Below are 13,456 nucleotides of genomic sequence, written 5' to 3'. Positions count from 1 at the left end.
CGAGGAAGACACATGAAATACGGCTTCACCGTGCCCAACAACTTCGGGGTCGACGATCCCGCCGAGGTGGTCGGCCTGGCCGTCGAGGCCGAGGAACTCGGCTTCGACTCGGTGTGGGTGAATCATCACGTGATCAACGTCGGATATGTGTGGGACCGCCTCGGCGAGCGTCCCTATCACGATGCACTGGTGACGCTCACGTGGATCGCGTCGAAGACGGCCAGGGTGCGCCTCGGCACGAGCGTGCTGGTAATGCCGTACCTGCACCCGATGGTGCTGGCCAAGGAGCTCGCAACGCTGGACCGGCTGAGCGGCGGCCGGCTCGTCGTGGGGCTCGGCGTGGGCAGCCTTCCAGAGGAGAACGCGCTGCTCGGCGTGGGCTACGACGACCGCGGTGCGCTCAGCAACGAGTTCATCGAGGTGCTGGATCTGCTGTGGACCCAGTCCAGCGCCGATTTCGAGGGGCAGCACTACTCATTTCAAGGCGTCGTCAGCTCGCCGAAGCCGCTGCAACAACCCCGCCCGCCGATCCTCATCGGCGGCAACCGCCCGCCGGCGTTGCGACGCGTTGGCCGGCTGGGAGATGGCTGGCATCCGATGATGCTGTCGCCCGAGAGCGTCGCCAAGCGGCTCCCGACCATTCGAGAAGCTGCGGACGCCGCCGGACGACCAGGAATTCCCGCAGAGATATCGGTCCGCCTCGGCGCCGATGAGCTGACCCAAGAACTGGGAGCCGAATACGCAGCCGTCGGCGTAACCGAGCTGGTGATCTCGTGGAATACCGGCGATGTGGGAGTGATCAGCGAGGGCCTCGCTGCCTTCGCCAGCGAGCACGGCCTTCGCAGCTGAGCGCCTAGCGCCGGCCCTTGCCCTTCGCCCGGAACGTGTCGCGCATCTGGTCGGCGTCGTAGCCGCCGAGCACTTGGCCGTCGGTGGCGTACAAGTAGAGCGCCGTCTTGAAGTAGATGCCCAGGGCACCCACGACGACCATCACCGTCACGACTCCCGCAAGGCCGACGGCTGTACCGACGACGGTGCCGACGATGCCCGGAACGATCAGACCAATCAGCACGCCGACGATGACCGCGGGGAGCATCAGCACGAAGCCGAGCAGGCCGAATCCCGCTTGAGAGATCAGGTTCTCGCCCCAGGTCTGTCGAACCAGACCGCCCGACCGTTTGATGCTGGAGATCGGCCCTTCATCATCGATGACAATGGCGGGAACGACGAGATAGGTGGCGATGGCCCAGGCTGCCTCGGCGAACCACGTGAGGATGCTTCCGAGCGCTCCTAGGCGCTCTCGGAGCAATCGGATCAGGATGCCGACGGTGGCAGTGATGACCGCCCAGCCAAACAGGCTCGGCAGGTGCATCGCAGCCCGACCCATGGCGCTGCGCACTGTGGGGTCTCCACCCGACATCCGGTCATAGGCGCCCGCCACAAGCGCCCCTTCGAAGAAGACGCCGATGGCTGTTGCAGCCACGACAAACAAGAAGCCGAGTACCGCCATGCTGCCGCTGACGCTGCCCTCCTCGACATCGCCGACGACGAAGCCCACTACGCATGCAGCAGCAACGAGGGCGAGAATCGCGAGCATGCTGAGGACTGGCAGCCACAGCAGTTCCCGGTCCTGCTTCAGCAATGACCACGAGGTCTTCGTCAGTCGCCACGTATTTGCCATTCGGCCCATTGCCATGCTCCTAGGTGGGTCGGCTCCCCGCCGACGGAACGAAAGCAGCACCCGCAGGTCACGCTGGAGCGCCGCGCCGAACCCGAGCGTACCCAGCTCACGTGACACCGGATCATCACGTCGGTGAACGCGCTGCGACGGGCCGCGCCCCGGCTCAGCGAGCGGTGCCTGCCGGTTCGGGTTCGCGACGCGAGTTGGTTGGCGTGCGAATCACCATCGCCACCGAGAACAGCACAACGGCGCCGCCGGCGAATTGGGTCAGCGTGACCGGCTCCGCGTGGATCATCCACGCCAGCCCCACCGCCACGATGTGCATGGCCAGCACGTACAGCGACGACCGGGCGACCTCAATGTGGGCATGGCACCAGGTCATAAGGACGTGACCGAACACGCCGGTGACGAACGCCACGATGACGATCCAGAGCCAGTCGTAGCCGCCGAACTCCCGCCAACCCGCCGGCGAGACCCACAGCAAGGTGGGCGGGATTGCCACAATCAGCGACCAGAAGTTGATGCCGGCCATCCACTCCATTGGATCCACGGCGCTCGCGGAGCGCGCCATACGCGTCAACACGAAATAGACGGTGAACGTCAGCACCGACATTGCGGTCAGGAACAGTCCGAATGGACTTGCGCGGAAGTCTCCGCCGGCACCAGCGATCACACCAACGGCACCGCCCACCCCGAGCAGCGTGAAGGCGATCTGGCGGAAGCCGACCCTGTCGCCGAACAGGGGTCCCACGACCGCCAGGAGCATGGCCGGCTGCAGGGCCATCATGACCGACATCACCGAGATCGTGACCTGCTGCACTGCGGCGAAAACGAAGACCATGTTGATGCCGAACGACAGGCCCGGCAGCATTGTCTGCCAGAACACCCGCCGAGACAGCCAGCGGCCGCGCAGCGCCAGCACTGCCAGCAAGAACGGTGTCGACATCCCGAAGCGGATGACAGCGCTGACCATCGGGGGTGCACTGAGCAGCTTCGCTATCGGCGGACCCATGCCCCAGGAGATGACGACGAGCCCCATGATGACGAGCGGCAACGCGGCGCTGGTGGGACGCACAGGCATTACCCCGTCGGCGGGCGTCGGTAGTAGGGAAGTTCGGGCGCCGTTGAGGGGATCCCCGATGTCACCTGCTCGACCGATGGCAGGCGCCACAACGAAGATGGCACCGCCTCGGCTCGACGGTTCGGGGATGCTGCCGCCCCACGGCGCAGCCCGATCCGATCCCCTCACCCGAGCGAGGCTACGGCTGTTTCGCCGGCTGAGCCCGGGATCTCCGGACGTCCGGTAAGAGGCGGCCTCCGCTAATACGCTGCGATCCGCAGGCAGTTCAGCCCGCGGCAGAGGGGGAAACCATGACCGACGACGCCGGGTCCGAAAGGAGCCTGGCACCGCAGTGGTCAATTGACCTCAGTGGCCAGACGGCGTTCGTCACCGGCACTACCTCAGGATTGGGCAGGCGCTTCGCCACCGTGCTTGCTGCGTGCGGTGCCAGCGTGGTCATCTGCGGCCGGCGTGTCGAGCGGCTGAACGCCCTGGCGGCCGAGTTGGAGGCCGACGGCGCAACAGTGCTGCCGATGCCGCTCGATGTCACCGACACCGAGGCGCTGTTCGGTGCCGTCGCCACCGCCGAAGAACAGCTCGGGCCGGTGCAGATCCTCGTCAACAACGCCGGCAAGCCCGACGCCCGCCTGGCGCTCAAGATGGACCCGGCGTTTGTGGACGAGATGATCGCCACAAACCTCACGTCGCTGTTCCACCTGTCCTGTGAGGTCACCCGGCGACTGATCGCCGCTGAGCTGCCGGGCCGGATCGTCAACATCTCCTCGGGGGCCGCCTTCAGGGCACCGATCGGGACCTCGATGTACGCGATCACCAAGAGTTCTGTAGTGCGTATGACCGAAGTGCTGGCGCAGGAGTTCGCCCGCTACAACGTGAACGTCAACGCCATTGCCCCGGGCGCTTTCGAGAGCGAGATGATGGACGGGATGCTCGAACGCATGGGTGACATCACCAAGATGTTCCCCCGCCGACGCCTGGGCAAGGCTTCGCAGCTCGACTCGACGCTGCTGTACCTGGTGTCACCGCTGTCGGATTTCGTGTCGGGAACCTGCATCACCGTCGACGACGCGCAAGGAGCCGGCTGAGGTCGTGAGCGCGGCTGACACCACCGCTGGCGTCGGGCTCACCGACCTCGAAGCGGCGGCGCAGCACTGGCAAGAGCACGGCTGGGTGCTCGTGGACGGGCTCGTGCCGACCGCGGACATTGATCATGCGGTGGAGGAACTGTGGGACCTGTACCCGCACCCTGATGAGTTCCACGCCGACGACCCCGCTGTGCGAGATCGCTTCGTCGGCAGCAGCTTCAACCAAGGCCACAAGTTCCCCAAGGCCGACGCTGAGGGCGCCGCCTTCCGGCCCAAGCAATTCCTGGGGCACATCCTGTTCCCCTACACGTCGCCGCGGCTGAACCGACTGCAGGTGCATCCCAACGTCACAGCGTTCGCCCGACTGGCGATGGGCATCGATGACATCCGCATCTACCAGGCCCGCATCTGGGGCAAGTACACCGGCGTCACCAACTACGAGCAGCCCTTCCACCAGGACCGGAACCACAACGTGGTACCCGACCGCCTCGAGCCCGGCTGGTGGAACCTGGAGGGGTTCCTGTACCTGAGCGAGGTCGAGCCCGATGTGGCGCCGACTGAGATTGCGGGAGGCCCAGCCGACACGTCACGGCCCTACGACGGGCCACCCGAGGGCGAGCGGTTCTCCGCCGCCGGCGGCCGGGGCTCGTACCTGGCCTACCGTCCCGACGTGTGGCACCGAGGTGTCGACCTGACGCGGCCCGGCGGCAGCCGCTTCCTCATGAGCGCCTCATTCAAGCCGGCAGGTGCCGACTGGATGGGCTACGACAACGTGCAGCCGGTGACCGTCGGGCGGCCGTGGATCACGTTTGCTGCCGCTTGTTCGCCTGAGGAGTTAGCGCTGTTCGGCGCCCCGCTGCCCGGCCATCCGTACTGGACCCCCGAGTTGGTGGACGCCCTCGAACGCCGCTACCCCGGCATCGACGCAACCCCCTGGCGAGACGCCTTGGCCTGACCGTCCGCAGATGGCGAGTGTGACATTGCAAATCCAATAATTCCTTTGAGATGGGAATTACTGGATTTGGAATATCTCTATGGATCATTTCGGTGAGCCTGGAGGGCTGTCGGGCGCCAGTCGGCGAGAGCTTGCGATTCTGTTCGGAGACGGAGCGCGAACAGTGACCGTTGAGGCTGCTGCCGATGCACTGAACGTGAGTCCAGAGACTGCTGCGCGGCGGTTGTCGGCCTTGGCGTCGCGAGGGTGGCTGGGGCGGATTTGTCGAGGGATGCATTTCGCGGTGCCGGTAGATGCGCAGAACCCAGCTGCCTGGACAGAGGATTCGTGGTACCTCGCTGATCTGGTGTGGAAGCCCTGCTACATCGGGGGGTGGTCTGCGGCGAACCACTGGTCACTCACCGACCAGGTTTTTCGATCGACCATCGTCATGATGGCTCAACGGATAAGGCGGGTCGAGCAGGAACTCGCAGGGGGCCCCACCTTTCTTGTGCGCCACGTTGACCCTGAGCGACTCACGTGGGGCCTCGTAGGGGAATGGCGCCATGACCGGCGAATTCTTGTGTCCACCCCTGAACGGACCGTGGCCGACCTGCTTTCGAAGCCCGCTCTGGGTGGCGGAATCCGCCACTCAATGGAGATCCTGGATTCGCTGCTAGCTGACACAAGCGTCGACAGCCTCGTTGAGATCGTGAAACGTCTCGGCAACGGTGCCGGCCTCAAGAGGCTCGGCTATCTCTTGGAGCAGCTAGGCCACAGCTCTGAAGCGATCGGCCAACCCTTGACCACTGGTGTCCCGCTCTTGGACCCAGCGCTGCCGGCTGTAGGGCCGAGATCGCCCCAATGGTGTTTGCGAGTAAATGCGGACGTATCTGCGTGATAACCCAGCGCGAGATTGCCAACACGGGTGTCGGCGGCCATGAGATCCTGCCCAGTGGCGGCCATGTAGCTGCCCGCTGGCGGCCGACGGTTCTGCCCAGCGGCGGCCAACAGAACTGCCCGCGTTGAAGTCCATTTCCCGTCGGGGTGCACCGCGGCGGGGTGCTCCTCCTACTCGAATAGCCGGTCACCACAACCGTGACCATCGAGCAGGAGGAGCAAGTGAAGTCTCGCGAGGAAATCATGAACATGTTGGAAGCGTTCGACCTGACTGGGTCGTTCCGGGATGCCGGCGAGCTGGCCGGTTGTTCGCATCACACCGTCGCCGCGTATGTGGCTGAGCGCGACGAGGGTCGGCTGGGGGGTGTGGGCCCGGTGCGGCGGAAACGGATCATCGATCCGTGGCTGCCGAAGATCGAGGAGTGGGTGGAGCGCTCCTGTGGCAAGATCCGCGCCGATCGTTGCCACGCCAAGCTGAAAGCGTTGGGGTTCGAGGGTTCGGATCGCACGGTGCGCCGAGCAGTGGCGGAGGCCAAGAAGAGCTTCCGGGCGGGTCGGCGGCGGGTGTATCGGCCGTGGATCCCCGAGCCGGGCATGTGGGCGCAGTGGGACTGGGGCGCGGGCCCGGTCATCGCCGGGCGGCGGACGAATCTGTTTTGCGCGTGGCTGGCGTGGTCGAGGTTCCGGGTGCCGGTCGCGACCTGGGACCGCACCCTGCCCACGGTGATCGCCTGTGTGGATCGGGCGATGCGAGCCTTTGGCGGCGCTGCGACGTATTGGCTCACCGACAACGAGCGCACGGTCACGATCGACCACGTCGCCGGGATCGCCGTGCGCCATCCGGAGATCGTTGCGGTCGGCGGCCACTACGGCGTGACGGTCGCGACGTGTGTGCCGGCGGACCCTGAATCCAAAGGCGGCAGCGAGGCGACGGTGCGGGTCGCCAAGGCCGACTTGGTGCCAACCGACGCGAACCTGCGCGGCGACTACGCCAGTTGGGCCGAGCTGGTCGAGGCCTGCGAGGCGTTCACCGCTGAGGTGAACGAGCGGGTCCATCGGGTGACCCGGCGGGCGCCGGTGGAGATGCTCACCGAGGAACGGCACCGGCTGCACGCGCTGCCCGAACGCCCATACACGGCAGCGCTCGGGGAGACCCGGAAAGTCTCTTGGAGCTCCACGGTCAGCTTCGGCGGCGTGACCTACTCGGTCCCGCACACCCTCGCCGATGAGACGGTGTGGGTGCGCGTCGACGGTGACCAGGTCGTCGTCACCCACTGCGCACCGTCAGGCCCAATCGAGGTCGCCCGCCACCAGAGTTCGACACCCGGGCATCCGATGATCGACGACGCCCACTACCCGCCACGCCCGGCTGGGCCACTGGCGCGGCGTCCGAAGCCGACGAGCGCGGCCGAGACCGAGTTCCTCGCCATCGGAGACGGCGCCCGCACCTGGCTCGTTGAAGCAGCCGCCGCGGGCACGACCCGCATGAAGGTCAAGATGGCCCAAGCCGTCACCCTTGCCCGCCTCCACGGCCAGGTCCGCGTTGATTGGGCGCTCGGCCACTCCGCGATGTTCGGCCGCTTCGCAGACGGCGACCTGGCCTCGATCCTGGCTGCTGACCCGCCCGGACAACCCCGGCGCGCCGATGACGCGCACTCGCTGCAGCCCGGCACCGCCGCTTGGGGTCGCCTCGGAGGCGACCGATGAACCCAGCGCCGATCGACGAGGTCGTCGACTTGCTCCGCGCCCTGCGCCTACCCCACATGCGCGCCGCAGCACCGGACCTGTTGGCCACCGCCAAGGCACAACGCTGGGAACCGGCCGAAGCAATGAGGGCACTGCTGGCCGAGGAGCTCGCCGGCCGCCAAGCATCCTCAATCCGGGCCCGGCGCAAAGCGGCCGGGTTCCCCACCGGCAAGACCTTCGACATCTGGGACGGAACCGTCAGCTCGATCCCGGCGCCGACCCAGCGGGCGCTACGCACCCTGGAGTGGATCCACCGCCACGAGAACCTCGTCGTGTGCGGACCATCAGGCACAGGCAAGACGCACTTCCTTGAAGCGCTCGGCCAGGCCGCCGTCGATGCCGGCCACAAGGTGTCCTGGTTCAGTCTCGAGCACCTCGGCGCGCTCGTGCGCCGCCACAGCGCCGACGACACCGCCGCCAAGGCCATCCGGCGGATCATGCGCTCCGACGTCATCGTGATCGACGACATCGGCCTGCTCCCAGTCACCACCGAGACCGCCGAGGCGCTCTACCGGGTCGTCGACGCCGCTTACGAGAAACGCTCCATCGCCCTGTCGAGCAACCTTCACCCCGCCGGGTTCGACGAACTCATGCCCAAGACCATCGCCAACGCCACCGTCGACCGGCTGCTCCACCACGCCCACGTCGTCATGACCGCCGGCGACAGCATCCGCCTCACCCAAGCCACCGCCGGCAAGGGGGTGACGCCACTGACCAACTGACCCACGGGCAGAACACCTGGCCACCACCGGGCAGTTCTGTTGGCCACCAACGGGCAGTCCTGCTGTCCGCCACTGGGCAGATCCCACTGGCCCTTGACACACGGGCGCCGAGTGGCAATTGGCTCAGAATGTGGTTGAGAAGGACTACGCCCTCGGCTGGATGCTCGCTGGCATTACCCAACACCCAGTCACGAGGTCAGGGGCGTTCAAGGGGGGCACGTGTCTGCGCAAGTGCTGGTTTGAGACGCACCGGTTCTCCGAGGACCTCGATTTCACGGTGTCAGAGGCCGATCTAGATGCTTCCTTGCTACGCGACACCTTCGGCGAGATCGCCGAGCGGACGATCAACGAGTCTGGCTTACAGCTCATCCTGGATGAACGCTCCTTTCGCACTCGAAAGAACAAGAGGGGAAGCCCGACAATCGAAGGCCGCATCGCGTACGTAGGTCCACTCGGAATGCCGACGCCCCAGAAGGTGAAGTTCGACCTCACGGCCGACGAGGTAATCGTCCGGGGGCTCGCGCATCGTCCCGTGATCCATCCGTTCAGCGATGTCGATCTCGGAGGCGCCACCGATCGCCTTACCGATGTGTTGTGCTATTCGCTGCCCGAACTTCTCGGAGAAAAACTCCGAGCGCTGGCCGAGCGATGCCGTCCCCGCGACCTCTACGACGTTGTCCACACGCATCGGCACCCGAGTCTGATCGGACGCGCCAACGACGTTGCGAGCATCTTGCAAGCCAAGTGCTCGCATGTCGGCATCGAGACAGCTTCAGATTGGCGGCCGGCACGCCACATGACGACGTGGCGAACCGGGTCGCCGATCGAGCTGATTCGATTTGCAGGTGCTAATCGTCTCAGGATCACAATTGACTACGTCGCCAGCAACGGCCGAATCGGGCCCCGGAAGGTGGAGCCGTACTCATTCCGCCGATCACAAGACGGGAATCTGCTGCTGTACTTAGTCAACGATCGGGGCCTGACGCGTTCCTATCGAGTCGACCGCATCCGTGGCATCAGCATCGAACCCGAGACCTTTGTTCCTCGTTACTTGGTCGAGTTCTAGCGCATCACCTGCAAGATCGACGCCGGGCATCGGGGCATGGTGGCATCGCTGTAGGCGACCGTCCCGTTGCTGTCGGGGCTTCGCTCGACCGTCTGATCGGCAGCTGGACGCCGGTTGAAGCCGGTTGAGGAAAGGCACTGCGAAAGAGCAGCTCGGGAACATCGAGACGCAGCGTCTGCCGCACGACTGTTTTGACTCAGTATATGATGCATATTGAGTCATATCTGAATCGCATTCTTGTCATGGCGGAGGTGCGCAATGGACCAACTCACCGTTCGCGGATTTGAAGACGACCTCGAAGCTGCAATGCGTCGTCTCGCGCAACGCGAGGGCGTGTCGTTGAACAAGGCTGCGCTGAGATTGCTCCGAAAAGGAGCGGGTCTGTCTGAGGGCGCAGAACGAGCCCACACGGTCGGCACATCGCTCGACCGACTGATCGGTAGCTGGACGCCGGCTGAAGCCGACGAGATCGACCTGGCGCTCGCGGATTTCGAGACCGTCGACGAGGCCTCCTGGGCGTGAGGCTCCTCCTGGACTCCAACGCGTACTCGCTGCTCATGCGAGGACACGAACGCGCTGCGGAGCTGGTGCGAAATGCCGCGGAGTTGCTGTTCTCTGCCATTGTGGTTGGCGAATTGATGTATGGCTTCCGGGCGGGATCGCGTTTCGAGCGGAATGCCGCGGATCTGCGCTCCTTTCTCGAGAGCCCCTATTCGACACTTGTCGAGGTGGGTCAAACAACCGCCGACCGCTATTCGCGAATCGCCGCAGCCTTGAAGGCCAAGGGCCGCCCTATCCCGACGAACGACGTCTGGATTGCCGCACACGCCATGGAGACCGGCGCAGACCTTGTCTCAGCAGACCGGCACTTCGAGCACATCGACGGCCTCGTCTGGGTGCCGATCTCGGCGCGCTGAGCCCTTCGCCGACCCGGCGGCGCGCAGTAGCGTCGGCGGCTATGAGCTTCTTCGGACCTGATCATTTCGAGACCATCACCGACGGTCTGATCTTCCCTGAAGGACCGGTAGTGCTGCCCGACGGCTCGGTGGCCGTAGTCGAGATCGGGCGTGGCACTATCACCCGTGTCGATGTGTCCGATGGTCGCAAGGACATCCTTGCCACGCCCGGCGGCGGGCCGAACGGTGCAGCACTCGGTCCTGACGGTGCGCTGTACGTATGCAACAACGGCGGCTTCGAGTGGATCACGGTCCGCGGCCGCACGGTCCCCGGCGAGGTGGCGGCGGATTACACCACCGGACGGATCGAACGCATCGACCTCGAAACGGGCGAGGTGGACATCCTCTACGCCGATGTGAACGGCGTTTCGCTCAAGGGGCCGAACGACATCATGTTCGACTCCACCGGCGGCTTCTGGTTCACCGACCACGGCAAGACCCGCGAGCGTGACCGTGACCGCGGCGGGCTGTACTACGCCAAGGCGGACGGCAGCCATATCGAGGAGATCGTCTTCCCGATGGACGGGCCGAACGGCGTCGGCATCTCCCCAGAAGAAGACCGCGTCTATGTTGCCGAGACCTTCCAGGGCGCCATGTTCGCGTTCGACCTCGAAGGGCCGGGCAAGGTGGCCGCTGGCGTGCCATCACGGGGCTGGTTCCTGGCGCGACCCGCCGGCCGCAAGTACTTCGACTCGCTGGCGATGGACGCAGAAGGCAACGTGAGCGTGGCGACGATTCTCACCGGGGGCATCACCACCTTCACGCGCGACGGCGAAGAACTCGAATTCGCTCCCACCGACGACTCCGCCACCACCAACATCTGCTTCGGCGGCGATGACATGCGCACTGCGTACGTCACCCTGTCAAGCACAGGCCGCCTCGCCGTCGGCGACTGGCCCCGCCCCGGCTTGAAGCTCCCCTTCTAGGCCAGGCAGCGGGGCATGGCGCCGCCGTTGTAGGCGACGTGTCTGATGGGTCGCCTCCTGCCGACGGCGACTCTTATGCCAGGCAGCGGGGCATGGCGCCGCCGTTGTAGGCGACCATGTCCATGATCGCCCGTTCGACGCCCGGGAATTCGTAGCTGCCGGGGGCGGCCTCTCGGTAGGCCACGTGGAGGTTGCCCGCAAGGCGCTCAGGATCTGTGTAGTGGGCATGTGACCCGAGGTCGCTTGCTTGTGCCTGCTCCAGCGGTGAGCGGCCGGTTGCGATCCCCTCAGCCGCGCAGTCCTGCACGAAGCGCAGGTACGAGCGCTGTTCACCGAGGACCCGCTCAATGTCGTCGCCGCCGAAGTGCGGACCGTGGCCCGGCACGATCACCTCGGCGCCGTAGCCCTCGATGACATCGAGGGCGTCCAGCGTCCCCGACACCGAGCCGAACAGCGCGAACGGCGTACCCCCGTGGAAGATCAGGTCGCCGCAGAACAACGTTCGGCAATCGGGCAGCCACGCCAGGATGTCACCGTTGGTGTGCGCCACGAAGCCCAGGTCCGACAGCTCGATACGCCGGTCGTCGAGGTGCAGCACGGTCGAGCCCTCGAAGGTCACATCGGGCGCCCGGAAGCTCAGGTCCCCCCAGTCCACGCCAGGAAACACTGCGCTGTAGTCGGGTATCCCTGCCGCCACCATCACCTCGCGGCACGCCGTGTGCGACACCACCGTGGCGTCAGCAAAGAGGTAGTTGCCGTGGGTGTGATCGGCGTGGTGGTGCGTGTTGACCAGGATCGTCACCGGGTTGGGGGTCACCGACGCGATGGCATCGAGGTAGGCGCGCGTGCGGCGCTCGGTGGAGGTGGCGTCGATGGACACGACGCTGCGGGAGCCCACCACGAACCCCATGTTGTTGATGAACCAGGTGCCGTCAGGCTGCACGTAGCTGTACACGCCCGGTGCCACCTCGCTGAGCTGCGCTGCCTCGACTGCTGCATGTCCCGACATGTGACCTCCTCGGATCCCGGCGAACAGGCTCCGCTACTACGGCGAAGCGTAGAACCCGTCGCCTACGCTGGGGAGCGCCTCGGATCGCGCCCGCAGGGACTCAAGGGAGCCGCCATGAGCACGACTGCCGACATCGACAGCTCTTCGGTAGAACGGGACTTCGACGTCTACAGCGACGAGTACATCCAAGGCGCTGCTGACGTCTGGGACGATCTGCGCCCAGAGTGCCCGGTGGCTCACAGCAGCCACAACGGCGGGCACTGGATGCCCACCACCTGGGACGACATCGCCGCAATCGCCTACGACACCGAGAACTTCAGCTCCCGTGACATCGCCGTGGCGCCCACACCCGAAGGCGTCGGGCTGCTCACCGCCCCGCCGATCACCTCAGACCCGCCGTTCCATACCGACGCCCGACGGCTGCTGCTGCCGTTCTTCGGGCCCAAGGCCGTCGAAGACATGGTGGAGGTCACCCGCAGCATTGCGCGGGAGCGCATCGATGCGATCGCTGCAGAAACTGGTGCGGACGAGGGTCGCTCAGGGGTCACTGACGCGGCCGACACCTACTCCAAGCACATTCCGGTCCGGGTCATCGCCCGCATCCTGGGGCTGCCCGAGTCCGACGAGCCGGACTTCACCCGCTGGGCCGTCGACGTGCTGCAGTCCAAGGGCGACGAGTTCGACCGGCGAGCAAACGCCACACGCGAAGTGCTCCAGTACTTCGGCGAGCTCACCGACGAGCGGAGGCAGGAACGGGCAGACGATTTGCCGTCAAAGCTGCTCGACATGCGGCTGCCAAACGGCGACCCGCTGGCGAACCACCACATCACCGGTGCCAGCTTCCTGCTGCTCTTGGCCGGTATCGACACCACGTGGAGCTCGATCTCGGCCAGCTTGATGCACTTGGCCATGCACCCTTCCGACCGTGAACGGCTGGTGGCGGAACCCGAGCTCATTCCCACCGCCATCGAGGAGTTCCTGCGGGCCTACGCGCCGGTGACGATGGCCCGGGTCACTGCCACCGACGATGCACAGGTCGGCGGCTGCCCGGTCGCTCATGGCGACAAGGTGCTGCTGCCATTCGGGGCTGGCAATCGCGATCCGTCGAAGTTCGACCGTCCCGATGAGGTCATCATCGACCGGGCCGAGAATCGGCACTTCGCCTTCGGGCTGGGCATCCACCGATGCCTGGGCTCAAATCTGGCCCGCATGGAACTCAAGGTCGCCATCGAGGAGTGGCTGGAGCGGTTCCCGAAATTCGAACTCGCCACCGACGTCGGCCGCGGCGGAGTGGAATGGGGCGGCGTGCAGGTACGCGGCCCCCGCAACCTGCAGATCCGCGTCGGCATCTGA

Annotated in this window: 14 protein-coding genes; 11 read left to right on the top strand and 3 right to left on the bottom strand. The window is 65.7% G+C overall.

Features of this window, described 5'->3' with window-relative positions; genetic code table 11:
* Positions 1 to 12: 12 nt before the first annotated feature.
* Positions 13 to 849: an LLM class F420-dependent oxidoreductase gene (locus tag ACPXYO_RS12290; RefSeq protein ID WP_423920829.1), complete on the top strand. Its 837-nt coding sequence runs from the start codon at positions 13 to 15 to the stop codon at positions 847 to 849.
* Positions 850 to 853: 4 nt separating this feature from the next.
* On the opposite strand, the gene ACPXYO_RS12285 is transcribed toward ACPXYO_RS12290, so the two are convergent.
* Together ACPXYO_RS12285 and ACPXYO_RS12280 are read right to left on the bottom strand one after the other, a co-directional pair.
* On the bottom strand, positions 854 to 1,690 hold the full coding sequence (locus ACPXYO_RS12285; RefSeq protein ID WP_423920826.1) for a DUF6159 family protein: 837 nt from the start codon (positions 1,688 to 1,690) through the stop codon (positions 854 to 856).
* Between the two features lie 154 nt (positions 1,691 to 1,844).
* A complete protein-coding gene (locus ACPXYO_RS12280; protein WP_423920823.1) occupies positions 1,845 to 2,930 on the bottom strand; it encodes a DMT family transporter in 1,086 nt (361 codons plus the stop codon).
* A 122-nt stretch (positions 2,931 to 3,052) separates the two neighbouring features.
* On the opposite strand from ACPXYO_RS12280, the gene ACPXYO_RS12275 reads away from it, so the two are divergent.
* From ACPXYO_RS12275 to ACPXYO_RS12235, 9 genes are all read left to right on the top strand, one after another.
* Positions 3,053 to 3,844: an SDR family NAD(P)-dependent oxidoreductase gene (locus ACPXYO_RS12275; RefSeq protein ID WP_423920820.1), complete on the top strand. Its 792-nt coding sequence runs from the start codon at positions 3,053 to 3,055 to the stop codon at positions 3,842 to 3,844.
* A gap of 4 nt (positions 3,845 to 3,848) precedes the next feature.
* Positions 3,849 to 4,799 (top strand): hypothetical protein, encoded by a 951-nt coding sequence (locus ACPXYO_RS12270; RefSeq protein ID WP_423920817.1) that lies wholly within the window; start codon positions 3,849 to 3,851, stop codon positions 4,797 to 4,799.
* A gap of 79 nt (positions 4,800 to 4,878) precedes the next feature.
* Positions 4,879 to 5,679 carry a type IV toxin-antitoxin system AbiEi family antitoxin domain-containing protein gene (locus ACPXYO_RS12265; protein ID WP_423920814.1) on the top strand — a complete coding sequence of 267 codons (801 nt, stop codon included), beginning with the start codon at positions 4,879 to 4,881 and terminating at the stop codon, positions 5,677 to 5,679.
* 221 nt (positions 5,680 to 5,900) lie between these two features.
* Positions 5,901 to 7,385, top strand: coding sequence for an IS21 family transposase (gene istA / locus ACPXYO_RS12260; RefSeq protein ID WP_423918680.1), 1,485 nt, complete (start codon positions 5,901 to 5,903; stop codon positions 7,383 to 7,385).
* Positions 7,382 to 8,146, top strand: a complete 765-nt coding sequence (gene istB / locus ACPXYO_RS12255; protein ID WP_423916039.1) for an IS21-like element helper ATPase IstB — start codon at positions 7,382 to 7,384, stop codon at positions 8,144 to 8,146. The genes istA and istB overlap by 4 nt, the downstream gene beginning before the upstream one ends.
* Before the next feature lie 130 nt (positions 8,147 to 8,276).
* Positions 8,277 to 9,212 carry a nucleotidyl transferase AbiEii/AbiGii toxin family protein gene (locus ACPXYO_RS12250; protein WP_423920812.1) on the top strand — a complete coding sequence of 312 codons (936 nt, stop codon included), beginning with the start codon at positions 8,277 to 8,279 and terminating at the stop codon, positions 9,210 to 9,212.
* Positions 9,213 to 9,470: 258 nt separating this feature from the next.
* Entirely contained in the window at positions 9,471 to 9,734 is a 264-nt protein-coding gene (locus ACPXYO_RS12245; RefSeq protein ID WP_423920809.1) for a hypothetical protein, read from the top strand.
* Positions 9,731 to 10,129 (top strand): type II toxin-antitoxin system VapC family toxin, encoded by a 399-nt coding sequence (locus ACPXYO_RS12240; RefSeq protein ID WP_423920806.1) that lies wholly within the window; start codon positions 9,731 to 9,733, stop codon positions 10,127 to 10,129. The genes ACPXYO_RS12245 and ACPXYO_RS12240 overlap by 4 nt, the downstream gene beginning before the upstream one ends.
* 41 nt (positions 10,130 to 10,170) lie before the next feature.
* Entirely contained in the window at positions 10,171 to 11,094 is a 924-nt protein-coding gene (locus ACPXYO_RS12235; protein ID WP_423920803.1) for an SMP-30/gluconolactonase/LRE family protein, read from the top strand.
* A gap of 73 nt (positions 11,095 to 11,167) precedes the next feature.
* Here the strand turns inward: ACPXYO_RS12235 and ACPXYO_RS12230 are convergent, their stop codons facing one another.
* Positions 11,168 to 12,103 (bottom strand): MBL fold metallo-hydrolase, encoded by a 936-nt coding sequence (locus tag ACPXYO_RS12230; RefSeq protein ID WP_423920800.1) that lies wholly within the window; start codon positions 12,101 to 12,103, stop codon positions 11,168 to 11,170.
* Positions 12,104 to 12,217: 114 nt separating this feature from the next.
* On the opposite strand from ACPXYO_RS12230, the gene ACPXYO_RS12225 reads away from it, so the two are divergent.
* Positions 12,218 to 13,456 (top strand): cytochrome P450, encoded by a 1,239-nt coding sequence (locus ACPXYO_RS12225; protein WP_423920798.1) that lies wholly within the window; start codon positions 12,218 to 12,220, stop codon positions 13,454 to 13,456.

The sequence above is a fragment of the Candidatus Poriferisodalis sp. genome (genome assembly GCF_965237655.1).
Classification (GTDB): Bacteria; Actinomycetota; Acidimicrobiia; order Acidimicrobiales; family Poriferisodalaceae; genus Poriferisodalis.
The sequence above is the reverse complement of the archived record's forward strand: the minus strand, read 5'-3'. Positions and strand labels throughout refer to the sequence as shown.